This window comes from Nostoc sp. FACHB-888, assembly GCF_014696655.1.
Classification (GTDB): domain Bacteria; phylum Cyanobacteriota; class Cyanobacteriia; order Cyanobacteriales; family Nostocaceae; genus Nostoc.
The window spans coordinates 68,068-92,417 of sequence record NZ_JACJQM010000002.1; the positions used below are offsets into that span (position 1 = coordinate 68,068).

Annotated in this window: 20 protein-coding genes and 1 CRISPR repeat array; of the genes, 7 read left to right on the forward strand and 13 right to left on the reverse strand. The window is 42.4% G+C overall.

Translation table 11 applies throughout. The features are described from left to right. Positions 1-186: 186 nt before the first annotated feature. Positions 187-444: direct repeats of the CRISPR family, unit length 37 nt; unit sequence GTTTCAACACCGCTCCCAGCTAGAGGCGGGTTGAAAG. A 284-nt stretch (positions 445-728) separates the two neighbouring features. The 3 genes from mutS to H6G26_RS01685 form a co-directional block, all read right to left on the reverse strand. Next, on the reverse strand, positions 729-3,341 hold the full coding sequence (gene mutS / locus H6G26_RS01675; RefSeq protein ID WP_190727776.1) for a DNA mismatch repair protein MutS: 2,613 nt from the start codon (positions 3,339-3,341) through the stop codon (positions 729-731). A gap of 86 nt (positions 3,342-3,427) precedes the next feature. Beyond that, positions 3,428-3,697 carry a hypothetical protein gene (locus tag H6G26_RS01680; RefSeq protein WP_242053554.1) on the reverse strand — a complete coding sequence of 90 codons (270 nt, stop codon included), beginning with the start codon at positions 3,695-3,697 and terminating at the stop codon, positions 3,428-3,430. Positions 3,698-3,831: 134 nt separating this feature from the next. After that, positions 3,832-5,433, reverse strand: coding sequence for an alkaline phosphatase (locus H6G26_RS01685; protein WP_190727615.1), 1,602 nt, complete (start codon positions 5,431-5,433; stop codon positions 3,832-3,834). 452 nt (positions 5,434-5,885) lie between these two features. On the opposite strand from H6G26_RS01685, the gene H6G26_RS01690 reads away from it, so the two are divergent. Then, positions 5,886-6,440, forward strand: coding sequence for a PEP-CTERM sorting domain-containing protein (locus tag H6G26_RS01690; RefSeq protein WP_190727616.1), 555 nt, complete (start codon positions 5,886-5,888; stop codon positions 6,438-6,440). A 621-nt stretch (positions 6,441-7,061) separates the two neighbouring features. Here the strand turns inward: H6G26_RS01690 and H6G26_RS01700 are convergent. The 3 genes from H6G26_RS01700 to H6G26_RS01710 all read right to left on the reverse strand — a co-directional run bounded on the left by H6G26_RS01700 (position 7,062) and on the right by H6G26_RS01710 (position 9,345). Then, a complete protein-coding gene (locus H6G26_RS01700) occupies positions 7,062-8,168 on the reverse strand; it encodes an AI-2E family transporter (protein ID WP_190727618.1) in 1,107 nt (368 codons plus the stop codon). Between the two features lie 269 nt (positions 8,169-8,437). After that, positions 8,438-8,875, reverse strand: a complete 438-nt coding sequence (locus H6G26_RS01705; protein ID WP_190727619.1) for an NUDIX hydrolase — start codon at positions 8,873-8,875, stop codon at positions 8,438-8,440. Then, positions 8,872-9,345: a hypothetical protein gene (locus tag H6G26_RS01710; protein ID WP_229560597.1), complete on the reverse strand. Its 474-nt coding sequence runs from the start codon at positions 9,343-9,345 to the stop codon at positions 8,872-8,874. The genes H6G26_RS01705 and H6G26_RS01710 overlap by 4 nt, the downstream gene beginning before the upstream one ends. Positions 9,346-9,592: 247 nt before the next feature. On the opposite strand from H6G26_RS01710, the gene folD reads away from it, so the two are divergent. From folD to H6G26_RS01725, 3 genes are all read left to right on the forward strand, one after another. Continuing rightward, the gene (folD, locus tag H6G26_RS01715) at positions 9,593-10,480 is read left to right on the forward strand and encodes a bifunctional methylenetetrahydrofolate dehydrogenase/methenyltetrahydrofolate cyclohydrolase FolD (RefSeq protein ID WP_190727620.1); all 888 of its coding nucleotides are present in this window, start codon (positions 9,593-9,595) and stop codon (positions 10,478-10,480) included. 295 nt (positions 10,481-10,775) lie between these two features. After that, complete coding sequence (gene crtE / locus H6G26_RS01720) at positions 10,776-11,708, forward strand: geranylgeranyl diphosphate synthase CrtE (protein WP_190727621.1); 933 nt, start codon at positions 10,776-10,778, stop codon at positions 11,706-11,708. Positions 11,709-11,978: 270 nt separating this feature from the next. Then, positions 11,979-12,434: a divergent PAP2 family protein gene (locus H6G26_RS01725; RefSeq protein ID WP_190727622.1), complete on the forward strand. Its 456-nt coding sequence runs from the start codon at positions 11,979-11,981 to the stop codon at positions 12,432-12,434. Positions 12,435-12,484: 50 nt separating this feature from the next. Here H6G26_RS01725 and H6G26_RS01730 read toward each other — a convergent pair whose 3' ends face one another. The 4 genes from H6G26_RS01730 to H6G26_RS01745 form a co-directional block, all read right to left on the reverse strand. Next, positions 12,485-13,174 carry a hypothetical protein gene (locus H6G26_RS01730; RefSeq protein ID WP_190727623.1) on the reverse strand — a complete coding sequence of 230 codons (690 nt, stop codon included), beginning with the start codon at positions 13,172-13,174 and terminating at the stop codon, positions 12,485-12,487. Positions 13,175-13,424: 250 nt separating this feature from the next. Then, entirely contained in the window at positions 13,425-13,754 is a 330-nt protein-coding gene (locus tag H6G26_RS01735) for an MgPME-cyclase complex family protein (protein ID WP_190727778.1), read from the reverse strand. Between the two features lie 65 nt (positions 13,755-13,819). After that, positions 13,820-14,539 (reverse strand): SnoaL-like polyketide cyclase, encoded by a 720-nt coding sequence (locus H6G26_RS01740; protein ID WP_190727624.1) that lies wholly within the window; start codon positions 14,537-14,539, stop codon positions 13,820-13,822. A gap of 213 nt (positions 14,540-14,752) precedes the next feature. After that, complete coding sequence (locus H6G26_RS01745) at positions 14,753-15,478, reverse strand: pyridoxine 5'-phosphate synthase (RefSeq protein WP_190727625.1); 726 nt, start codon at positions 15,476-15,478, stop codon at positions 14,753-14,755. A 371-nt stretch (positions 15,479-15,849) separates the two neighbouring features. Here H6G26_RS01745 and H6G26_RS01750 point away from each other — a divergent pair, with 371 nt between their 5' ends. Next, a complete protein-coding gene (locus tag H6G26_RS01750; RefSeq protein ID WP_190727626.1) occupies positions 15,850-17,286 on the forward strand; it encodes a phosphoglucomutase/phosphomannomutase family protein in 1,437 nt (478 codons plus the stop codon). A gap of 87 nt (positions 17,287-17,373) precedes the next feature. Continuing rightward, complete coding sequence (gene rdgB / locus H6G26_RS01755; protein ID WP_190727627.1) at positions 17,374-17,949, forward strand: RdgB/HAM1 family non-canonical purine NTP pyrophosphatase; 576 nt, start codon at positions 17,374-17,376, stop codon at positions 17,947-17,949. Between the two features lie 116 nt (positions 17,950-18,065). Here rdgB and H6G26_RS01760 read toward each other — a convergent pair whose 3' ends face one another. The 3 genes from H6G26_RS01760 to thiD all read right to left on the reverse strand — a co-directional run bounded on the left by H6G26_RS01760 (position 18,066) and on the right by thiD (position 20,418). Further along, positions 18,066-18,404, reverse strand: a complete 339-nt coding sequence (locus tag H6G26_RS01760) for a P-II family nitrogen regulator (RefSeq protein ID WP_012410794.1) — start codon at positions 18,402-18,404, stop codon at positions 18,066-18,068. Positions 18,405-18,761: 357 nt separating this feature from the next. Then, entirely contained in the window at positions 18,762-19,370 is a 609-nt protein-coding gene (locus H6G26_RS01765) for a hypothetical protein (protein ID WP_190727628.1), read from the reverse strand. Positions 19,371-19,596: 226 nt separating this feature from the next. After that, on the reverse strand, positions 19,597-20,418 hold the full coding sequence (gene thiD, locus H6G26_RS01770) for a bifunctional hydroxymethylpyrimidine kinase/phosphomethylpyrimidine kinase (protein WP_190727629.1): 822 nt from the start codon (positions 20,416-20,418) through the stop codon (positions 19,597-19,599). A gap of 815 nt (positions 20,419-21,233) precedes the next feature. On the opposite strand from thiD, the gene H6G26_RS01775 reads away from it, so the two are divergent. Beyond that, the gene (locus H6G26_RS01775) at positions 21,234-24,077 is read left to right on the forward strand and encodes a choice-of-anchor D domain-containing protein (protein ID WP_190727630.1); all 2,844 of its coding nucleotides are present in this window, start codon (positions 21,234-21,236) and stop codon (positions 24,075-24,077) included. The last annotated feature ends 273 nt before the right edge of the window (positions 24,078-24,350 follow it).

Here is a 24,350-nt window from a genome sequence, read left to right on the forward strand (position 1 = left end):
TTTGGCATGGTAAAGCGAGGGCGATTTCCCTGAGACTCCTGCCAAAACTTTAAATCGCTTGTTTAATAAGGTTTATAGCCTTTAGTGTGTCAGTTGATTTCTTTTTTAAGTATTAACTGACGGGCGATTTTGGGAGACGTGACAAAAATGCCTTCATAACTATTGTTAAATCAAGGGTTTGAAGCGCAGAGTTTCAACACCGCTCCCAGCTAGAGGCGGGTTGAAAGAACAGCAAAGCCATAATTGCCGATGCCATAACCGAAGTTTCAACACCGCTCCCAGCTAGAGGCGGGTTGAAAGGGGGGCTGGATTATTTATATTGCGTTGAAATTGTCAATGTTTCAACACCGCTCCCAGCTAGAGGCGGGTTGAAAGACGCGGGCGGCATACAAGCCAATTTCTTCTAAGTTTCAACACCCCTCCCAGCCAGAGGCGAGTTGAAAGAGTGGAGTTAGTCAATTAATCAATTAAATTTGATTTTCAAAAGTAATGTCAGAGTAGGGTGGGTTGAAAGATGGGGCAAATTGAGAATAGAAAAGTTAAACACAACGTGAGCTTTAAAAGCTGTGTTATCGTGTGCCAAGTTTTATACATCACACAACACATCACGCTGAAAAGTTTAATGAGATTATTTTATTAATAGTTAGCCAACAGAATTTGAAGACAAAAAATTTGTTAAAAATGACATTAATCTGTTAACAGTGACAAATAATTAGTTAATGTACATATCAATCCAGATTTTGTAGCCCCATCGCAATCTTACTGTGTTTTTCAATTTGCCCCATAACTTGTTTTGCTCGTTGAATAACTACAGCTGGTAAACCCGCCAATCTTCCCGCCTCAATACCGTAAGACTTATCAGCGCCTCCGGGTTGGACTTGGTGCAAAAAGATAATTTGGTCGGGTAATTCTTTCACTGTTACCTGATAGTTAGCTACATTCGGCAGAATGCTTGCCAGCTCATTCAATTCATGGTAATGAGTAGCAAAAATCGTTCGCGCCCGAATATCCACTGCTATATATTCTGCCACCGCCCAAGCTATGGAAAGACCATCAAAAGTTGCTGTTCCCCGGCCAATTTCATCTAATAATACCAGCGACCTAGATGTGGCATGGTTGAGAATATTCGCCGTTTCATTCATCTCCACCATGAAAGTAGATTGACCAGTTGCAAGATCATCTACTGCACCGACACGGGTGAAAATGCGATCGCATATTCCCAATCTGGCAAGCCTAGCTGGTACAAAACTACCAATCTGCGCCATTAACTGAATTAATCCTACCTGACGCAAATAACAACTTTTGCCACTGGCGTTTGGCCCGGTGAGGATGATTAAATCGGGACTGTCATTTGTAATTTGTTCTTGGTCATCTGCTAATGACACATGACTAATGACTGATGACTCTTCACCTAATTGAGTCGAATTCGGCACAAAGAACCCCGGAGGTAAAGACTGTTCAACTACCGGATGACGGCCATCAACAATATTTATCTCCCTTCCTGGCAACATTTCTGGACGACAGTAACCTTGATGCACTGCCAACTCAGCCAAACCACACAACACATCCGCCGCCGCCACTGCACGAGACAGATTGCGAATTACTTCCGCCTCCTGTGCTACCTCTTCCCGTAACGCTGTAAAAATCTCATATTCCAACTGATTTAAATCATCCCGCGCCGTGAGAATCCGGGCTTCTCGTTCCTTCAAATCTGGGGTGATGTAACGTTCCTCATTGGTCAGAGTTTGCTTGCGGATGTAATTAGCGGGTACTTGGTCAGCTTTGGTGCGGGAAATACTGATATAATAACCAAAAGTTTTGTTAAATCCTACCTTCAGCGTGGGAATTCCCGTCTTAGCCCTTTCATCAACTTCCAAGTTGGCAATCCATTGCTGGTCTGCTTCTACAGTAGCTTTCCTCTCATCCAATAGGGAATTTACACTAGGGCGAATCAATCCGCCTTCTTTAATTAGTATGGGTGGTGACTCCACAAGATGCGCGTGTAACTTGTGTGCCAATTCTTCCAACACAGTTGGGACTTTCTGCAAAGCTTTGAGGAATGGAGAACGTGCCTCAGTTACTAAGTGGGATAATTCCGGTAAGCGTGAGAGGGAATCTGCCAAAGCTACTAAATCTCTAGCATTAGCTGTACCAGAACCCGCCCTTCCTGTGAGGCGTTCTAGGTCATAAATTTGGCGTAACAATTGCCGCAAATCTTGACGTAGGGGCGTATTTTCCATCAATTCTTGAATGGTATCAAGACGTGCCCGAATGCCTTTAATATCGATTAACGGTTGCAACAACCACCGCCGCAAAGCCCGCCCACCCATTGCTGTACTAGTTCTATCTAACGCCCAGAGTAAGGAACCGTGAAAAGTACCATCCCGAACGGTTTGGGTAATTTCCAGGTTACGGCGGGTTTGATTATCAACAATTAGATAATCGGTGACAGTGTAGCTGCGGAGTCTTTGGAGGGTAACGGGGTTTTCTTTTTGGGTATCTTCCAGGTATTCTAGAAGACCACCGGCCGCACGGACGGCAAGGGGAAGATGATCGCAACCGAGTCCTTCAAGCGATCGCACCTTAAATTTCTGCAATAATCTAGGTCTAGCTTCGCCTTGAGAAAAGGGAACTTGCGATCGCAAACTATAACAAAATGATGGTGGCAAACACTCCGGCAGATGTGGCGAAGTTTCTCCGGGACGCAGCAAACTACCTAAATCGGGCGCATTTGTCGGAACCAACACCTCGGATGGTTGCAAACGCATTAATTCCTGTGTCAGATGTTCTAAATCACTACCTTGAGTCGTGAGAAATTCGCCTGTAGAGATGTCTGCATAGGCTAAACCCCAATGATTTGCGGCAATTACTACTGCTGCAAGGTAATTATTGCGACTTGATTTGAGCATTCCCTCTTCTAGCAAAGTGCCAGGAGTCAAGATGCGCGTTACCTCCCGTCGCACCAATCTACCAGCAGCTTCAGAAGCATCCTCTACTTGGTCACAAATTACGACTGCATAGCCTTTTTCTACCAGCAGCGTTGCGTAGCGTTCCCAAGCGTGGTGCGGAACACCAGACATCGCCACTCGTCCCTGTTCCCCAGCTTGTTTGCTAGTAAGGACTAATTCCAATTCTTGTGCTAGTTTTACAGCATCTTGGAAATAGCATTCAAAGAAATCTCCTACCCGATACAGCAATACCGCGTGAGGATATTTATCCTTCGTCTCGACATAATGCAAGTACATTTGACTTAGCTTACTGCGATCGACCTGTTGATGGTCAGAAATAAAAGTACTTGCATCGGGCTTGGTAGATGGAGTTTCAGAGTGAGAGGCGGTCATAGATGCTATCGAGTTACGCACGGAAATTCCACAATATCCGATGATAACGTGATGTTATAGGCAAAGGGCGATCGCTCAAGGATATTTTACCTTTTTGTTCGACTGCTACGACGCGTAGGTGGCTGTGGCGGAGGTGGTTCTTGAGATTTTAGCTTGTCATCATCAGTTAAAAATTCTACATGGAAACCCTTTTGGTGATAGTGCCAACCCAAGATGACAATACTAGCATCACCCATAGAAGTCTTTTCTACAGCTTGATTGGGGAATTTAGCTGCTAATTCTTTTAATCCTTCTTCCTCCCAAAGAACAATTTGCTCACGAAACTTAGCCTTAGCTCTTAACAGTGGCGTAGGCAAAGCCCGTCGCAGGCATCGCTCAAAGTTTTTTCATCCTTCAACATCTCACCAAAAACAACAAAGCCAGCAGACAAAGTAAAAAATTGCATAATTACTCTATCTAACTGGCTATATTTTGCTGCGTTTTTAATGATTTATGTTTCTGCCGGCAAATCTACACTGTAAACAGTTTTCCCTGCCAAGTTACGCAGTGTTACCGTCATAACCTTTGTATCAGCGTCAATTTTAACTCCTCCAAAGAATTGCAAACCTTCGCTTGGCGGTCGATTTGCTTTCGTACCTGAAGGAATGCTTTGAAATACTAATTGCGGGCCAAAGGTATTTTCCAATTGATTTGGACCAAATGTGCCAGAGTTCAAAGGCCCAGCAACAAACTCCCAAAAAGGCTTAAAGTCCTTAAACTGTGCTTTAGCAGGGTCGTAATAATGGGCTGCTGCATAATGTACATCGGCAGTTAACCAAACAACATTCTTGATATTCTTATTTTTGATAAATCGTAGTAAATCGGCAATTTCTAATTCTCTTCCTAAAGCTGGACCATCTCCGTTAGCCCAAGCTTCAAAATCAGCGCTACCATCTCGAATTATCAGCCCCAATGGCATATCACTAGCAATCACTTTCCATGTTGCTTTTGATGATAACAATTGCCTTTTCAGCCATTGTATTTGTGTTCTGCCCAGCATTTCTGTTTCTTTACTTGGTACTGGCTGACGATTGGGAGTGTTTGGCCCCCGATAAGTACGCTCATCCAGCATGAAAATGTCTAATAATGGCCCATAGTTGAAAGAACGATAAATTCTCGCTTTATCTGGATCATTTGTTTCATACCCAATAGGCAGATATTCTAAAAATGCTTGTCTTCCTCTTTGAGCTAGCAAGTTAACATCTTTAACTATGTAGCGGTCATCGTTGAGAAGAAATTCTCCAGGATACCAGTTATTTGTGGTTTCGTGGTCATCCCATTGTGCCAAGATGGGAACTTCAGCGTTGAAACGTTTGATGTTTTCATCCAGCAAATTGTAAATATAGTTACCACGAAATTCTGTGAGAGTTTCTGCTACTTTTGATTTTTCTGGTGTGGTGATGTTTTTCCAAATAGTGCCGTCGTCTAGAGTTACTTCTGATTGAATGGGGCCATCAGCATAAATATTATCGCCAGAATGAATGAAAAAGTCGGGATGAAGTTGGCGCATAGTTTCGTAAATTTTCATTCCACCAAAATCAGGATTAATCCCCCATCCCTGACCGGCAGTGTCACCACCCCACACAAAGAATATATCTCGCCCAAATTTGGGAGGAGTTCGGAAAGTGCCTTTGACAGGAGCGCTGTAGGTGCCTTTATAATCTAAATCTTGGAAAATTACCCGATAAAATATTTGTTGGTCTGCTGGTAAGTTTCTCAGAAAAAGTCGTGCTGTAAAGTCACTATTTTTTAAAGCATTGGGTCCCACAACTCGCTGCACATTGCGAAAAGATTCGCTAGTAGAATATTCTACGATCATTTTGGCGGGGCGATCGCTGCGACTCCAAATCACAATGCTATCGTTAGAGATATCTCCGCTAGCTACGCCATAAGGTATAGCAGGACGCATTTTATCGGAGGTGATAATGGCAGGCGCTTGAGCAAAAACTTGTGATTTGGATACAAGATTTGTAGCAATAATTCCACCTGCTGTGATAGTTGAGCGGAGCAAAAACTGGCGGCGGTTTAGTTGCGATGGGCGATTAGATTCCATGATAAATAATGGCAAGCTTAAAAAGTATTACAGGATAAGTGTTTAGCACATTCTGTTATTTCAACAAGTAAAGATTGGGTTATCCAAGGGTTAATAAAAAATAAAAGTTTTTTATAATTATAATTAATATAAATTAACTTCTCTTGATTATGTGTGAGGTTGAATATAACAATTTACTTGAGCCAGTTGTCTCACTCACAAAGCCTGATTTTGTGCAGCCTCTTACAAAATTGCTATTAGTTATTATCTTTACCTTTGATTAAAGTTTCCTTAAACTCATGACCTCAAAATAATTTATCCCAAATGTTTGGTAACTTATTTCCTTGATTTTGACGGGGTTAATAAATAATAATCACTGTTTTAATCGGTGAGGAACCCTTTATAAATAAGCAAGGAGATAAGTAAGTTAGAATTTGCGTTGCTTGCAGAAGTTTGTCATGAGGAAAACTGAGATGAAATTGTTTCCAAAATTAGTATTTGCTGCTGCTAGTCTTGCCCTAAGTTTGACTACTATAGATGCAAAATCTGTATCTGCTGCCCTTGTAAATTATGATTTCACGGTTGATAGCCCTCTCAATACAGGAAAGGGCTTTTTTAGTTTTGATGACTCAACTTTTAGCAATGACAATATTTCAGAAGCGATAGTTAAGTCACTCTCTTTCCAATTTGATGGAAATTCCAACATTTACACCGAACAAGATGATTTAAACTATCCAGACTTTCCCATTGTATTTTCAACCGCATACTTAACAGAAGACACATCTTCTGTAGGCTTAGATTATGCATTCGATAATAAAGCTAATCCTTCCAGTTCAATAAGTTACGAAATCGTTGGTGAGGATTTTACAGCCTTTTCTAGAACTTCTCCAAATAGTGAAGTTATTTCTGGTAAAGTATCTTACACAAAAGTGCCTGAGTCTACAACTTTAGGTGGTATTCTTTTTGCTTGCGGTCTTGGTTTTATCTTCAAAAGAAAGACAGCATCGATGGAAAACGTTAAAGTTTAACTTTGATTCCGGGTACAGCTAATTTAGTTTGTAGTGACCCATTAAAAACAATAATTGATTCAATATGAAGTATGAGTAATTTATACTTCATTTTTTATTTCCTGAGCGCCCAGAGTTTTTTATTTTACCTTGTAAACATGATCGTGTAAAAATTAATTAAAGGTAGGTGCAGTTACAAAAAAACTTACAACAATCATTTAAAAAGAAGCTATAAACAGGTTTTTTCTCATCTATTGACCCTCAAACAGATGATCCATGCCGTTACGATAAATCAATACAGCAGTTTTCTTTTGCATGAAGTACAAAGTCACTGGTTTTGAGGCAGGAGGCAGATCGCGCAGCGTGTCGTAGACAAGGCAGGAGGCAGGAGGAAGAAGAATAATTTGATTTGTGAATCCTTGGTTCTGTACCTCATTTAGTTGCAAAGTGCTGTATGTATCAGAATTTTCGTGAATTGGTATAACATGGCGAAGGTCGCACTGTTGATAGGGTTTAGTGAATATGAGTCGGGATTAGCTCCGTTACCAAATGCTGTATTCTTAAAAACTCAGCACAAAAAAACAGCACGAGATAGACATTTTTATCAATAGTTAACTTTTCAGTTTTCCACTTATACGATTTTTAACTATAAGTTCCTGCTGTCTCGCTTTTGATGATATTTATAGGTTCTGACACGATATCATCTATCTTGTTAAATTCCCCAGCCCGCCAACTATCTGTTATATCCTTGATAAAACTGGCAATAGGGATCGCAATTAACAAACCGAGAACTCCTCCTAACTTTGCCCCCAACAGCAAAGAAATTACCACCCACACGGGATTTAACCCAGTCAAATTGCCGAGAAGTCTAGGCGCTATAAAATTAGAATTAACTTGGTCGATCGCAACAGCTACACCTAAAACTTCAACTCCTAACCAAAAGTTTTGCAGCGCTACCAACAAACTTACTATAGCGATACCTACTCCTGTACCAAAGGGGAAGAGAGAAAATAAACCAATACCGATACCAAAAAGTAGAGCTAAGGGAACTTGCAACGCCAAAAACGCCAGTGTAATTGTCACCCCTAACACAGCTCCCAATGTTGCTTGACCGATGAAGTAATTGTGGAAATCCTCTCGCAGTAATTCCCGCATTCTTGACCCCATGTTAGGGGGAAACCACTGAAAAACTCCGTCCCAAAGACGTTCACCGTTCAATATTAAGTAGATAGTCAGCACTACCGCCAGCAGCACGTTCAGCACAATACCAATGGTATCGACAGCAAAACCAAGAATTCTACCAGTGAAGGACTGAAGCTGGTTAGATAATCGCTCAAGAACTTGGGTAAATAAACCACTTAAATTAATCGGAAGTTCTTGTTGACTTAATGCCCAATCTTGAAAAGTTTGCAACTGTTGAGTACCAGAATCAATCCAACTGGGCAATATATTAGCTAGCTCAACGAGCTGTTGGATAATCAAGGGAACCAAAGTAATACCTAAACCTACTAAAACTACGAGAGTCAAAAGCAACACTCCCCCGATCGCCACGTTGCGTTTTACCCCTTGTTCTTGGAGAAACTGGATTGGATAGTTCAATACAAAAGCTAGTAAAATTGCGGCAGCGATAATGCTGACCAAGGGTTGAAAATACTGTATAACCTGGAGTAATAGCCAGCCGTTGAGAATGGCAATAGGAAATGCTAATCCTATAGTTAACCATCGCGGTAATTTATTTGCTGATTGCATTAGTGATGACTCCACAAGAGTTCTTACTTTATTTTGGCTTCGATTTTGATTTATGAAAAAGCATATCGTCATCTAGGAAATCATGCTGCAATTGCAATATCGGCAAGCAGGGATAAACTAGTACGTCACAACGTAAATAGAACAACCATTGAAAATATCTAAAGAGCTTATTCCATAATACTTTTGACTTTTGAACGCCAGTTGCTTCAAGTCGGCAGAGCCGCCCAACGCACTGGCTCCTTTTGATTTTTGACTTCCGCCCTGCGGTACTAGGTTTGTTGGTTTGTCTGAATAAAATCCAATATAATTTTTTGATGCATATTCCCCAAAGGTCGCACCTCGCCAGCGTTTTGCGAATAACAGTTACCTTGGTGAATATCTTCTGGGGTCAATAATCCCATATCCCAGCCTTCATTCAAAACCAGTTGATCTAATTCCACCGACAGTGGTGCATGAAAGACATGACGGACTACTCTTTCGTCGGGATAACAGCCAAATTCCACAAAATATGGTAAATTATAGCCGATTTCTTCTAAAATTTCTCGCTTCACTGCGACATCCGGCATTTCCCCAGGTTCGACATGACCGCCAAATAGCGCCCAGTAGCCGGGGTAGAGAATACCGGGAATATTGTCCCGCAGTTGCATGAGAAACTTGTCTTTTTGATAGAGAATTGCGATCGCTACATGTATCGGTTGATTGTTCATTCTTCTTCTAGATAAACTTCCCCCAATTCTTTACCAGCTAAGGGGATACTTCGGTAACGAACTTTACCCTTAATCACCACTTGTGCCCCCTCGGTCAGATTCTTTTGATTGGTGACAACCCAAATTTTGCCAGTCGAGTCATTAATTTCATAAGCCCACTGCTTCATCAAAGGGGCTTTCTTTTCCACCTTACCTTGGATATAAACTGTAGCCTGATTGTCTTTTTTCTTTTCGATTTCTCGAATTGGGGTGACATTAGTACCAATTCTAAAATTAGTCCCATTCAAGCCAGACGAGGTTAAACTTCCACAACTACAAAGTCCCACCACCAATAAAAAAACCAACCCCAGGCGGTAGGGAATAATACTGTGTCCGTACAAGAACGAAAGGGATAAATTTCTTGTTTGTTGCATGAAAGCCACCGATTGAGCAAATTTTTGCTTCACTGCTTGCTTTGTCGCCAGTTTCATCAGGTCTGTTCCCACCTATACTATTCTCTGCGGTTTCAGAAACACACTCTCCACTGAGCAAAAAATGTTCTGAATTTTATCCTTAATTCTTTATTCTTCAGATAACGCCATTGATCTGAGAAAATAAAGATTATGGATTTACTGTAAAAAAACGCTACGACATCAACAAAGAGGCAGGGGGAAAAGGACAAGGAGAAAGACTTGTTGCAAGTGTTTTGACAAAAGGCGAATATAGCTGGTAATTTTCATGGAAACAAAAACTGCCAAACTCCTTGATGGTAAAGCTTTAGCTGCAAAAATTCAGCAAGAACTTTCTATTGCCATTACACAATTACAACCAAAAATTGGACGACCTCCTGGTTTAGCAGTGCTGATGGTTGGCGATAATCCAGCCTCAGCTGCTTATGTCCGTAATAAAGAAAAAGCTTGCGCTAAAGTTGGCATTGCCTCTTTTGGTAAGCATTTTCCTGCCCAAACGACCTTTGAGGAGTTAGAAGAGGCCATAGCTGCACTAAACCACGATGAACGAGTAGATGGCATTCTCGTGCAACTGCCTTTACCTAACCACTTGGATGCTGTGGCTCTGTTACATCAAATTGATCCCGATAAAGATGCTGATGGACTGCACCCAGTTAACTTGGGACGACTAGTACGGGCAGAAAGTGGTTTACGCAGCTGCACCCCGGCTGGTGTGATGCGGCTTTTAGAAGAATATGAAATTCCCTTGCAGGGGAAACAGGCAGTAGTGGTAGGACGCAGTATTTTGGTGGGTAAACCAATGGCACTGATGCTATTAGAAGCTGATGCCACAGTCACGATCGCTCACTCGCGATCGCATGACCTCAAAACCATTACCCAAAATGCTGATATTTTAATTGCAGCAGTAGGCCGTCCCGGGCTGATCGCTGCTGATATGGTAAAACCGGGCGCTGTTGTGGTAGATGTGGGAATGAACCGCGTCATCGATGCTAGTGGCAAAAGTCGCTTAATCGGTGATGTCGACTTTGAATCAACTGCTGCTGTAGCAGGATTTATCACCCCCGTTCCTGGTGGTGTTGGCCCTATGACTGTCGCCATATTATTGCAAAATACATTTGCCAGCTATTCCAGGACAACAAAACAAGAAAGAAAGTGAGGAGTTATAAGTTAGGCTGCTACGCATTTAACTTGAACATTTAGATGAAGGTTAATGACCGATGACTGATGACTGATAACCGTCAACCGTCAACAGTTAACGACCCTAAAAAGTGTTTATACAATTTAGGCGCGCATCAGCTTATGAGTTATGAGTTAAAAGTTAAGAATTATTAATCCCAACTCGCAACTCCCAACTTTAACTTCCAACTCCTAATTCTTCATTTTTTCAGCGCCACAGCACCTTAAAATTGTGACGTATAAGACAAAAATCCCACAATGTCAGGAATTAAAGAATGGTAGCAACTAATAACGTTCAAAAGACACCACCAGAGGAAGCCACGTTTAACTTAGCAGCTTATCTAAAAGAACGGCAAAAGCTTTGTGATACTGCTTTGGATCAGGCTATCCCCATCATTTATCCAGAAAAGATTTATGAGGCGATGCGCTACTCGTTATTAGCTGGAGGCAAGCGTGTACGTCCCATTCTCTGCCTTGCTACCTGCGAAATGATGGGTGGAACTATCGAAATGGCCATGCCAACAGCTTGTGCTGTGGAGATGATCCACACAATGTCATTGATTCATGATGACCTGCCGGCGATGGATAATGACGATTACCGTCGTGGGAAGCTGACAAATCATAAAATCTATGGCGAAGATGTAGCGATTTTGGCTGGGGATGGCTTGTTAGCTCTGGCTTTTGAGTTTGTTGCCCTTCAAACCCCCCAAAACGTTAAGAGAGAGCTAGTCTTGCAGGTAGTTGTGCGTCTTGGTCGGGCGCTAGGGGCAGGTGGTTTAGTCGGCGGTCAAGTTGTCGATTTAGAGTCAGAAGGTAAATCAGATATTTCCCTAGAAACCTTAAATTTCATCCATCAACATAAAACAGCCGCTCTTTTAGAAGCTTGCGTAGTTTGTGGCGGGATCATCGCTGGAGCATCACCTGAAGATGTGCAGCGACTGAGCCGTTATGCTCAAAATATTGGGCTAGCATTCCAAATCATAGATGATATTCTGGATATCACTGCTACTCAAGAGCAATTAGGCAAAACTGCGGGTAAAGACCAAAAAGCGCAGAAAGTGACCTATCCTAGCCTTTGGGGACTTGAAGAATCTCGCTCAAAAGCCCAAGAGCTAGTTAAAGCAGCTTGTGCGGAATTAGAACCATTTGGAGAAAGAGCCAAGCCACTCCAAGCGATCGCTCATTTTATTATCAACCGCAATAACTAGTACCGCCTTGCGGAAGTTGTAATTCTTATACCGCAAGCGTTTTATTGATTTTGAATGGGTGGTTTATTTACACCATGCTGTATTATTACCGCCCAGCGGGATTCAAGATTCACTCATTTAAAAAGCTTATCAAGTAAGCTTTTAGGTTATTTTGAGTAATTGGTTTGTTTCCGCAGTGATGTACTAAGTTAATTTTGGATTTTGGGTTGAATCTAAATGTTTCCTCAACCAACAACTGCTACTAATATTTACTAACCTAACCAAAATACCATGCAGGACATAGGCAACATTTTAGACAACCGGGTGCTGCTAATTGCTCTGGTAGCTTGTTTAATTGCTCAAGCACTAAAGCTCGTAGTCGAGATTATCAAACATCGCAAACTGAATGTGCGTGTTTTGGTGACAACTGGAGGTATGCCCAGTGCCCATTCAGCTTTAGTTACAGCTCTTGCCGCTGGTGTAGGGCAAACACTTGGCTGGGCATCTCCTGATTTTGCCGTTGCTATAGTTTTTGCCATCATCGTCATGTATGATGCAGCCGGAGTTCGCCAAGCGGCAGGAAAGCAAGCTCGTATCCTCAATCAAATGATTGATGAATTATTTCATGAAAAACCAGACTTTAGCCAAGACCGTTTGAAGGAACTACTCGGACATACACCAGTTCAGGTAATAGCTGGGTCAGCTTTGGGTATAACCATCTATTGGTTAGCTAGGGCTGCTTATTAGTCAATAGTCTACAGTCCACAGTTTATTAACTAATGACTAATGACTAATGGCTATAACCGCACAGTTGAGCGCAGCAGAATCACCTTACGACTATCTACTATGCTGGCAACAAAACCGCCATTGTTCAGCTTCTGCAAGGTGTTGTATGCTTCAGTTTGGTTAGTGGTATAAACTGCCAACAAGTAAGGGCGTTGTCCATAAGAAACAAAACCTACGTTACCTCCCACTACTTGCTGCACACTATTTACTAGTTCCGGACGGTTGTAATAATCTACCAACACTGCATAACCTTCTCCTAATGCTTGAGGATTATAAACTGTCTGCTGAGGTGGCTGTAGCTGTGGCTGTGGCTGTAACTGTGGCCGTGCTTGTAGCTGTGGCTGTGGCTTTGGCTGCACATCTGCTGTTGTTGGTCGAGTGGTGATGATGGCAGACAAGCCAACAATATTGCTGACATACCTTGCCCATCGATTGGCATCATCAATTCTGTTAAAGCCCCCTATCCGCGTTACAGTTTCGTTGAGATATTTGCAGGTAATGGTCTTAAGTTCCGGCGGTAAGGCACTACGCAACTGCTTTTGATTATCTGCTGTGGGACTGACTACTAATAAAAGATACTCACCCGCATTTGGTGGTTGACAAGGAGGAATGGTTTGTTGGGCAAGGACAGAACTCGCGCCACTAATCAACCCTGCGATTGCTAATCCTAAAACACTTGGTAAAGTCTGAAATCTATGCACAAAAGTTAGATTATGTAAATCAAGGTGTCTTAAAAGATTTTATAAGAAAAAAGCTGAAAACCCAGTTACTTCAGTATGGGAACGAAAGGAGTGTAAAAAAATATATTTTGTTCTTGCCAAATAAAATTTGAGAGTTGGGAAGAAGCAAGGGAGCAGGTAGTCACTGAGCATAGCCAAAGTAGAGCAAGGGAGAAGTTTTCCCCTCTGCCCCCTGCTCCCTGCCCCTCTGCTTCTTTTCAATGGTCAATTTCTAAGATACGCTAGCAAGCGATGCTAAAGCATCTGGAATTGTCTCAGAAGGAGCCTGAAAATCTCCAGTGATAACGTACTCTAAACGCAGTTTTAACCAAGTAATAAATTGGGGATTAGTAGAAATAATTGCTACTGCTGGTTGGGGACACTTCGCCTTCAGTTCTGTAAACTGTGGTGTTTCTAAGAAAGCTGGTTGCGGAACCAACCAAAAATCTATTTGTTTTTCTTGTTCGTGGTAGTGACGGGTGCGCTCTTTGAGAACTTCGTGTGTCGGTTCTTCTTCGAGAAGAAACTTTTGACTAGCCAAAACGTAATAATATGTTTGCATTTTCATCCTTTGGTTGCTATATGAATAATGTAAGGGCACAGTACTACAGTCTGTACCCCTACGAACTAACTTTTATGGGATTTCTTGAACCAAGAACTGAATGGACAAGCACTTCCCTGCTTTTCAGCTTTTGTTTGTTTGCCACCAGATGTTAGTTTTTCCAAGAACAGATTATTGTCAAAGTAGTGTTCCAAGGAAATAACCTTCAAGTCATCGGTAACTTTTGCAATGCTCATGCCGATAATTTCTACTGTCTCTCCAGTAGGTGCATGGCCTTTGTATTCTCCGTTAAAATGTCCCCAATGCCGCCATTTGAATGTGACATTTGGTGGCCCCGAGAAAACCTCCAACACCTCCCAAGGAAATCCTTGGGGAAATGTTGTATGGAAGAGTTTTCCGGATGATTCAAAGCTTTCTTCTGAAGCCTTGTAATGTTCTGAATCAGCCATAAATAAGTTATAAGTACCTTGGGCTGATAAATCTGCTGCGGTGTACTCTACTCCGCCATTGGTACTCACGCGAAACTGGTCATTGACAATAGATAACCACTGTTGCGGGTTAGCTTTGAAGGATACCTCCATCTCGAAGGTTCGCACTAAGTTTTGCACGATCGCTTCCAGTGTACCTTCAAGGTGATTATAAGTACTTTCTTGAGCCAGATTCTCTTTTGAACGGGAATAATCAGGCGGTGTCTGATACCGCCACTCAACATCAGTACTTTCTGCTATCACCTTATCTCGATCCTGTACCCAAAGTGGAAGGTTGTTAGACTGTGTTGCGCTCATAGAAGTTTTTGCTGAAGATTTGATCCCAATTTCTAGATTTCGCAGTAGACAACCCCTCTTTTAAGATACGGGAGTGGGCAGTGGGGGCAGGGGAGGCAAGGGGAGAAGAGGTGAGATGAGACCTTGAAACAAGTCTTTCCCCTTGTCCCCAATTCTCCTTGTCCCCAAGTCCTCTTCCCCATGCCCAATACCCAATGCCCAATGCCCCATTCCCTATTCCCTATTCCCTCTTATAGCTTGTTTCATCTCGCGGACTGCCCGTTCTATACCTACTAATGCTGCCCGACTGATGATGGTATGACCAATATTCAGTTCTTCCATACCCGGAAGCGCAGCCACTGGATAGACGTTCCAGTAGGTGAGTCCATGACCAGCGTTGACTCGCAATCCAGCTTGAATCGCTTGTTCACACCCTTTGGCTAACACTGCTAATTCTCGCTGGCGATTTGTTTCATCCTTAGCCTCTGCATATTGCCCGGTGTGCAATTCAATAAACTGCGCCTGCACCTTGACAGATGCTTCGATTTGTGATGGTTCTGCATCGATAAATAAACTAACAGGAATGCTAGCACTTTGCAATTTATCGACTATCTCACCTATTCTAGCAATTTGGAGGGTAATATCTAATCCGCCTTCTGTTGTGACTTCTTCGCGCTTTTCGGGGACTAAAGTCACGTAATCTGGTTTGATATCGAGAGCGATCGCTACCATTTCATCTGTAGCGGCCATTTCTAAATTAAGATGCGATCGCACTGTTTGCCGTAACAATAGCACATCCCTATCTTGGATATGCCGCCGATCTTCCCGTAGATGCACCGTAATTCCATCTGCACCGCCTAATTCTGCCAGCACCGCCGCCGCCACAGGGTCAGGTTCCACTGTCCGCCGTGCTTGCCGGATGGTGGCGATGTGGTCAATATTAACGCCAAGTGTAGGCACCCCAAATTTCTCCCAAATGCACAGTCCTCAGAATTTGATTTTACCGGAAATACTGGTCTTACATAGCGAAGTAGTCAACATAATTCATTATTTGGTCAAAGCAAAGACTAAAAGCAGAAGGCACAGGAGTGAAGTTATGCCCTACGTTGGCAAAGTATCAAAGATTCATTAATGAAGTTCTAATAGGATTTAAACACGACTTAAAACAATGTCTGCAACAGTATAATTCTGGGACGATCGCACTTCTAGAATGCACAAATTTGCCCAATTTCCTGTTAAACATTATTAGTACATATTATTACTAGATTCTTTTTTTACTTTGTACACTGTATAAATGCTAGAATCCTCAAGTAGACAGTTAGGATACTTAGATGCCAGTTGTAGCTAACTCAATCAAGTTTGGTACAGACGGCTGGCGGGGCATTATTGGTGACGAGTTCACCTTTGAACGCCTAGCCCTGGTCGCGCCAGTTGCCGCAAAAGTATTATATGATACATATTTTCCTACGGTGGGTAGCCGGACAATAATTGTCGGTTATGATCGCCGATTCATGGCCGAAGACTTTGCTCGTGCTGTTGCTGATACTGTTACTGCTGCCGGATTTGATGTGCTATTGAGCGAAAGCTATGCCCCAACCCCAGCTTATAGTTGGGCAGCAAAACAACTCAATGCTTTAGGGGCGCTGGTAATTACAGCCAGCCATAATCCTGGCACATATTTGGGGTTAAAAGTCAAGGGTTGTTTTGGTGGATCGGTACCGCCCGAAGTCACAAAAGAGATAGAAGCGCAATTGTCGGTTGGAGTACCATTAGCAGCTACTCCAGGGAAGCAAGAAAAATTTGATCCTTGGCCCAGTTATACAGAAGCACTAGAAGGTAAAGTTGATATTGCCAAACTTCGAGAAGCGATCGCATCTGGCAAATTGACGTTATTTGCCGATGTCATGCATGGCGCGGCGGCTGGCGGATTAGCGAGACTACTAGGCAATCAGGTCAAAGAAATCAACTCAGAACGCGATCCCCTGTTTGGTGGTGGTGCGCCGGAACCCTTACCTAAATACCTTTCAAAGTTATTTGAGGTCATCAAAACTCATCGAGAAACCGATAAATCAGGTTTAACGGTGGGGTTGGTGTTTGATGGAGACTGCGATCGCATTGCAGCAGTGGATGGAGAAGCAAACTTCCTAAGTTCCCAAGTATTAATCCCGATATTAATAGACCACTTAACCCTGCGCCGGGGCTTTAGCGGTGAAATAGTCAAAACTGTTAGCGGTTCCGACTTAATGCCCCTTGTAGCAGCATTACATAACCTATCAGTATTTGAGACAGCAGTTGGTTATAAATACATCGCTGACAGAATGTTAGCAGCAAAAGTGTTGCTGGGCGGCGAAGAATCGGGAGGAATTGGCTATGGCAGCCATATTCCCGAACGTGATGCACTGCTGTCAGCATTGTACGTTATAGAGGCGATTGTAGAATCTGGTTTGGATTTAGGTGAGTATTATCGCTACTTGCAGAAACAAACAGGGTTTATCTCAGCATACGATCGCATTGATTTGCCCTTAGCAAGTATGGAAGTGCGATCGCGTCTTTTGCAACAATTGCAAACTCAACCCTTAACAGAAATAGCCGGGTTAGCAGTGACTGATTGCCAAACAATTGACGGGTACAAGTATCGCCTAGCTGATAAAAGCTGGTTAATGATTCGGTTTAGCGGTACTGAGCCAGTTTTACGCCTCTACTGCGAAGCCCCGACAATTGAGCAAGTGCATCAAACTCTTGCTTGGGCGAAACACTGGGCAGAGTAAAATTAGTGAGGAGTTGAGAGTTAGGAGTTAGGAATTAATTAACTCATAACTTATCACTCCTAACTCCTAACTAATAATTTATAATTCATGACATTACTTGTAGTAGCTACAGGAAATCCAGGTAAGTTGCGGGAAATGCAAGCTTATCTCGAAAGTTCAGGCTGGGAATTAACCCTCAAACCTGAAGAATTAGAAATTGAAGAGACAGGCGAAACCTTTGCCGCTAATGCCTGTCTGAAAGCATCACAAATTGCTAAAGCTACAGGAAACTGGGCAATTGCTGATGATTCTGGCTTGCAAGTAGATGCCTTAAATGGCGCACCCGGAGTTTATTCTGCACGTTACGCCAAAACCGACTCAGAACGCATTGCTAGGCTATTGAGAGAATTAGACAACGAGGTAAATCGGCAAGCTCAATTCGTTTGTGCAGTAGCGATCGCTCGTCCTGATGGTGCGATCGCATTACAATCTGAAGGTGTTTGTCGCGGCGAAATTCTCCACGCACCGCGTGGTGATGGTGGTTTTGGCTACGATCCAATTTTTTATGTACAAGAGTTGCAATTGACCTTTGCTGAGATGACACGGGAGTTGAAAGGGTCAATTAGCCATAGAGGCAAGGCTTTTACAGCTTTACTTCCGCAGCTAGAGAAAATTAAGAGTTAGGAATTGGGAGTTTGGATTTATGAATTTTGCTAAATCTTCACTGATTTAGTCTTGACTCACAAATCATAACTCTTAACTCATAACTCTTAACTCATAACTCTTAACTCATAACTTTTTTAAACTGCTTCTGTGTTCTTTTCGCCGGTGCGAATCCGAATCACTTGCTCAACAGGCGAGATGAAAATTTTACCATCGCCGATTTCACCAGTGCGGGCAGCAGCAATAATTTTGTCTACTACCATATCAACTTGATTGTCATCAACGACGATTTCCACTTTGAGTTTCTGTAGAAACTCAACGGTATACTCAGAACCGCGATACCGTTCAGTTTGACCTTTCTGCCGTCCGAATCCCCGAACTTCAGAAACAGTCATGCCGACAATACCAGCGTTAACCAAGGCAATTTTCACCTCATCTAGTTTAAATGGGCGGATAATAGCTTCTACTTTTTTCATCTTTTTGACTCCTGATTTCTACTAGCTTCGTTTATATATCTAACCAGATTCGCTGTCGGAAGCTGTAACTAGCAGTGCTTTTCCTAAAACATATGTAATAATTACCACTTTTTAAAGTGTAGATGCTTTACCTGACGGTTTGGGACATGAAAAGCGGCAAGGATTTATTAATTGGATAATCTTTAAGGCTCTAACATAAAGAAGTTGCTGTCAATTTAGCATTTTATGTAGCTTTTATAACCTAAAAATAAATAAATTCCGCCATGTAGCAGATATGCTGAGATATTTTAGAGAGTGATTGCAGAGGAATCGCTTGATAGCTCGAAAGCTTGGTGTTGCTAAATGTGGGAGTATCAACTAACGTTTCTGATGTTCAAACAAGGGACGCACAACGAAATATCCAGCACTAAAGGCAGTAAGCATGATTAACAATATGGTGATAATTAACCACCAGCCATTGAGTCCTTTGGCATCTGGCTCAGTAGTAGAATAATAACTTACTTGTTGCTCTTCTATAAAAACTGGTTCTGGTATCGGGAAATTCATTTCCATTACAGGTGTAGAGAAGTTTTGGCGGCGGCTTTTTTCGGGTGGCGTTTTGGGGTTAACAAGTGGATGCGAACGAGAAACCTGCTGGTGTGGACGTGCTTGTGTTACTTGCTGTTTAGGGGCATTTTTAACGTCACTAGAAGCTTGGGGGGCTTGGTGATAACTAGGCGTAGTCTGGGAATCCACAAACTTTTGCAAATGAGAAAAAGACTCAACGACTTTAATAATTTCTTGGCGTAGTAGTTCATTTTCTTGCGCTAATTGCTGATTTTTAGTGGTAAGTGCATGTAGCTTCGCCTGTGCTGCTTGCAACTCTGTTGACAATTCCCTGTATACAGACAGTGGTACAGAGGGAGGGTAGGCTTGAGTAGTGGGTGTTGGCGAATTCCTGTGAACAGAACCTATGGTTGTTCGCATCGGGGGCTTGGTATTAAAAATCAAGGTAAGTAAGTCGTACAGAGATGCTAACAGAGATAGCCAGCCCTGAAACTATGCCCAAGAATAATAGAAAAATGCCGAAAGGGCAAAGATTTCTTATTGGGGCATTGGAAATTGGGCATTGAGCATTGATTATTAAATATTTTCCTCTTCTCCCCTGCCTCCCCTGCCCCTGCTCCAATCCTCTTGATAACTGACCACGAGGTTAATTTCGTAACAATGGGAAGAAATGTCCTACAGGACCTTGCCCTTCGCCAATATCTAGGGCGTAAGTGAGTGCAGTAGTGACATACTCTTTTGCCTGTTGCACTGAGTGCCACAAGTCTTTTCCCTTGGCCAGATTAGCAGCGATCGCAGCTGATAGTGTACAACCTGTACCGTGGGTATTTTTTGTCTCTACTTGCTGGCAAGTCAAAACTTCCAACTTGTCCCCATCAAACCAGATATCAACGCCACGTAAATCTCCCTGCATACCTCCGCCCTTGACTAAAACAGCCTTTGTCCGTAAAGTCTTGTGAATAATTTCAGCAGCAGCTTGCATATCCTCCAAGGAATTAATTTGTAAACCGCTCAAAATTTGGGCTTCGTAGCGATTCGGCGTGATCACAACCGCCTTGGGAATAAGAGCATGGCATAGAGTCTTCACAGCATCATCATCAATCAATTGTGCCCCTGTACGTGACACCATTACTGGATCAACTACTAGATTATCAATTTGTAAAGCTTCTATCTGCTGGGCAACAGCAAAGATAATTTCTTGATTAAGCAACATTCCCGTTTTGGCAGCTTGTATGCCAATATCCTCAACTACTGCCTGAATTTGAGCCACAACAGCCTCTGTTGACATGGCATCAACCCTCATCACTCCTAAAGTGTTTTGTGCCGTGACACAGGTTATAGCACTAGTACCGTGGACACAGTGAAAAGCAAAGGTACGTAAATCAGCTTGAATTCCTGCACCGCCACCGCTATCGGAACCAGCAATGGTTAAAGCAACAGGTATTCTGGAGTTTATTTCAGTGTTCATAATTATAAAGATTAAGTAAGTTAGCGCAATCAAACTAAACTATCTCAAAGTATTGATTAACTAGGCTAACACCCCCTTCCCTTCTACTTTCTGTCTCCTGAAGGCACGTTTGGCGTAAGCGTAGCCTCTGGTAAAGAAGGCATGGCTGACAAAAAATGTTTAGAGAAAGTTCATCAAATTCTTGCACAAAGCACTCTCTTTGCCATATCACTCTAGAAATTAACAGGATTCCAGCACCATACTTCCATATCTTTTCCAATTTTTCTGTAAAAAAAATAACCAAATTCAGGGCATTTACTGATATCAAGCGCTCTTTGTAAAGGTTACTTTTAATTCAGTTCACAAAGCCCAGTTACACCGATTACAACAGGTTCGACTAAATTGTTACATTAGCTTCCTTAATTTAAAGGGTAAACCTACTAAGTTCCAAGTATTCAACTCCAGTTTTGGTAATCAGATAATGTCTAACAACAAACGCAGAGAAGACAGGAAATGTCTCCGGTTTTGCGCTGCCTTGTTTTTGTGCAACTCGTCCGATCATCCTCAACAAAACCCTAACGATTGACGATATCGACATCCCTGGTTTAACTCTCAACAGTTGATACAAACAAAGTTTTCAATTTTACAACAAAGTTTCTACAAACGACGCAATTTTAAATCGCGATCGCCACCAGAAAGGGCGGGTACGCCATCGCACAACTGCGATTGTCCTGAAAAGTCCAGATAAATGACCCATTCAAATAATTACTTAGCAACATAGTTTATTGCTGAGAACGTACTACCAATTCACCTTACAAACATTAGGAGTTAATCTCATGGCTGGCAAAACATACTACGTTTCTGGAACAGGCAATGATAAAAATGACGGCTTGAACGAGGGAGCCGCATTTCGCACCCTCCAAAAAGCCGCAGACTTGGTGCAAGCAGGTGATACCGTTTATGTTATGAATGGTACTTACACAAATATTTACCCTAATATCCTGAGTCTTTCAAATAAGCATGGTAGCGCTAATGCACCGATCACATTTACTGCTTATCCTGGACACAAACCTGTTTTAGAAGCACGCACAAACAATTGGAATGCCATCTCAATTACAGGCTCTTCTTATGTAGTCATTGAAGGGCTGACGCTGGTGGGAGCGCGAGATGAAATTACATTAGAATATGCGCTCCAGCAAAAAGATAATTTGAGTAACCCAGCAACATCTGGAAATGGTATTAACGTTACATATATCAATGGCGCTCAAAAGCAACGTTCACATCACATCACAATTAGCAATAACAACGTTTCTAAGTTTCCAGGAAACGGGATTGGAACAGAAGAAGTAGACTACATTACAGTAAAAAACAATATCGTTTCTGGAAATGCTTGGTACTCACCTTATGGAAACCAAGGGATTACAATGCTTCACCTTTGGAATTCCGATCAAAACGTAACAGATTACAAAGTAGTTATTGAAGGTAACACCTCTTTTGATAATAAACAATTAGTTCCTTGGGTTCAAGCGGGAAAAGTAACAGAGGGTCATGGAATAATGCTTGACACTGCTTCTGTTGAAAATGTTGCATACCAGGGCAAAGCCTTAATCAGTAATAACGTAGTTTACAACAATGGTGGTGCAGGTATTCAGATTTTCAAAGGAGAAAACCCTGTAGACATTGTGAATAATACAACTTACCAAAATTCACAAGAACTCTCAGTCGGAGAAATTTTCCTTAACAGCGCTGACAATGTTCGGGTTATTAACAATATTATGTATGCAAAGTCTGGAGAGTCTGCCAGTTCTATTGTTAATTCTAGTAATTATTCATTTGACAACAACCTTGCTTACAACGGAGTTCTTAAAGGTGCAGGATCAGGAAATGTATTAAACAAAGACCCATTGTTTGTTAATCCAGCGAATCGTGACTTTAGGCTACTACCTGGAAGTCCTGCAATCGATGCTGGTTCTAATGCCTTCAATAGCATCACTAAAAATATTCCTTTAGATGGCAATGGTGACGGCAGTGTATTGATTGACATTGGCGCATACGAAGCCCCAACCAGTAAAACTCCTAGCCCCGAAATTGAAGTTCTTGATGGCACAGTTGACATTGCAGATAACAGCACTACCCCCATTAACTTTGGCGTTACTGTTGCTGGTAGCACCCTGACCAAAACTTTTACTATTAAGAACACAGGTATAGCTGCACTCAACCTAACTAATCTCAAACTCCCTGACGGCTTTAGTTTAGTAGGAACTCTTCCAGCTACTGTGGCTGCCAAGACTTCGGCGAATATAACGGTGGCACTAAATACGACCACTGCCGCAACCTACACTGGCAACTTCAGTTTAACCAACAACGATAGTAACGAAAGCCCCTTTGACTTTGTTATTAGTGGTAAAGTTAATGCTCCCGAAATTGAAGTTTTCAATGGTACAGTTGGCGACATTGTAGATGGCACCACTACTCCCTTTGACTTTGGCGATGTCGCTTTCGGCAGCACCGTAATGAGAACTTTCATCGTCAAGAACAAGGGTACAGCTCCGCTCAACCTGAGTAATCTTGAACTCCCCGATGGCTTTAGTTTGGTAGGAACTCTTCCTGCTACCTTGGCTGTCAACGTTTGGGCGTCTCTAATTGTGGCACTCGATACGAAAAGACCCGGAACATACGGTGGCAGTTTCAATTTGATCAACAACGATACTGACGAAAGCCCCTTTGACTTTGCTATCAAAGGCACAGTTCAGCCCGCTCCTGCCCCCGAAATTCAAGTTCTCAACGGTACAGTTGACATTGCAGATGGCAGCACTACTCCCATTGACTTTGGCAACGTCGCTTTCGGCAGCACCGCTACCAAAACTTTCACCATCAAGAACATCGGTACAGCTACGCTCAACCTAGGTAATCTTACACTTCCCAACGGCTTTAGTTTGGTAGGAACTCGTCCATATAGCTTGGCTGCCAAGGGTTCAACCAATATAACAGTGGCACTCAATACAAATATACCTACACCTGGAACATACGGTGGCAGTTTCAGTTTGACCAACAACGATAGTGACGAAAGCCCTTTTAACTTTGCCATCAAAGGCACAGTTAAACCCGCTCTTGCTACTGAAACTTATCTTCTCAATGGTACTGATAATTCTGAGTACTTAAAAGGCCATGCCCCAGCCAATAAGATTTATGGGTTTGGCGGTAACGACAACATTGTAGGTAATGTAGGAAATGACCAACTTTTCGGAGGCGACGCAAACGATACTCTCTGGGGCAATGATGGTAATGATCGGCTGTATGGCGATAGCGGCAATGACAGACTTTCGGGTGATAACGCTAACGATACGTTATTTGGTGGTATCGGCGATGACCAACTATTGGCGGGCGCAGGCGATGACTGGCTTTATGGGGGCACTGGTACAGATGTACTTACAGGGGGTTATAACGCTGACACCTTTGTACTGGCTTCTGGTCAGGGCACAGACACCATTACTGATTTTCAAATGGGTGCAGACAAGATCGCTTTATCAGGTGGTTTGCTGTTTGGTCAATTGCTGATACAGCAACAAGGAACTCAAGCCTTCATTATGGATAGTTCTGACAATCAGGTGTTGGCGAAGTTGGATAATATCACTGCAAGTACACTTTCGGCTCAACCTTCCTCTTTTATCACTATTTAGTTGTGTCTTTTGAAAATCAAGTCTCTGCGGAGCAGGTGTAGGAGAATAACTAAACAAAGAAGATTTAGTATTTAGCAACTAAATTCTTTGCTGCGGTTTCCTATACCTTATCCTTGTTAAGGGTTGTGTTTAAAACCTGCCATTAGTCTGGCAAAGGCGCAAAAAAGGATAATATTTTGCAACACCAAAAAATATAGTTTACCGCTAGTGTTGCTTAACTCCACTATCCGATGCTGTTATTAATACTTTAACTGGCTTTAACTGGTTCGACCA

What these genes read in the sequence shown, in the direction of transcription:
- mutS (WP_190727776.1), bottom strand. Translation starts at nt 3,341, where the DNA reads ATGACCGCCTCTCACTCTGAAACTCCATCTACCAAGCCCGATGCAAGT.
- H6G26_RS01685 (WP_190727615.1), bottom strand. Translation starts at nt 5,433, where the DNA reads ATGGAATCTAATCGCCCATCGCAACTAAACCGCCGCCAGTTTTTGCTC.
- H6G26_RS01690 (WP_190727616.1), top strand. Translation starts at nt 5,886, where the DNA reads ATGAAATTGTTTCCAAAATTAGTATTTGCTGCTGCTAGTCTTGCCCTA.
- H6G26_RS01700 (WP_190727618.1), bottom strand. Translation starts at nt 8,168, where the DNA reads ATGCAATCAGCAAATAAATTACCGCGATGGTTAACTATAGGATTAGCA.
- H6G26_RS01705 (WP_190727619.1), bottom strand. Translation starts at nt 8,875, where the DNA reads ATGAACAATCAACCGATACATGTAGCGATCGCAATTCTCTATCAAAAA.
- H6G26_RS01710 (WP_229560597.1), bottom strand. Translation starts at nt 9,345, where the DNA reads ATGAAACTGGCGACAAAGCAAGCAGTGAAGCAAAAATTTGCTCAATCG.
- folD (WP_190727620.1), top strand. Translation starts at nt 9,593, where the DNA reads ATGGAAACAAAAACTGCCAAACTCCTTGATGGTAAAGCTTTAGCTGCA.
- crtE (WP_190727621.1), top strand. Translation starts at nt 10,776, where the DNA reads ATGGTAGCAACTAATAACGTTCAAAAGACACCACCAGAGGAAGCCACG.
- H6G26_RS01725 (WP_190727622.1), top strand. Translation starts at nt 11,979, where the DNA reads ATGCAGGACATAGGCAACATTTTAGACAACCGGGTGCTGCTAATTGCT.
- H6G26_RS01735 (WP_190727778.1), bottom strand. Translation starts at nt 13,754, where the DNA reads ATGCAAACATATTATTACGTTTTGGCTAGTCAAAAGTTTCTTCTCGAA.
- H6G26_RS01740 (WP_190727624.1), bottom strand. Translation starts at nt 14,539, where the DNA reads ATGAGCGCAACACAGTCTAACAACCTTCCACTTTGGGTACAGGATCGA.
- H6G26_RS01750 (WP_190727626.1), top strand. Translation starts at nt 15,850, where the DNA reads ATGCCAGTTGTAGCTAACTCAATCAAGTTTGGTACAGACGGCTGGCGG.
- rdgB (WP_190727627.1), top strand. Translation starts at nt 17,374, where the DNA reads ATGACATTACTTGTAGTAGCTACAGGAAATCCAGGTAAGTTGCGGGAA.
- H6G26_RS01760 (WP_012410794.1), bottom strand. Translation starts at nt 18,404, where the DNA reads ATGAAAAAAGTAGAAGCTATTATCCGCCCATTTAAACTAGATGAGGTG.
- H6G26_RS01765 (WP_190727628.1), bottom strand. Translation starts at nt 19,370, where the DNA reads ATGCGAACAACCATAGGTTCTGTTCACAGGAATTCGCCAACACCCACT.
- thiD (WP_190727629.1), bottom strand. Translation starts at nt 20,418, where the DNA reads ATGAACACTGAAATAAACTCCAGAATACCTGTTGCTTTAACCATTGCT.
- H6G26_RS01775 (WP_190727630.1), top strand. Translation starts at nt 21,234, where the DNA reads ATGGCTGGCAAAACATACTACGTTTCTGGAACAGGCAATGATAAAAAT.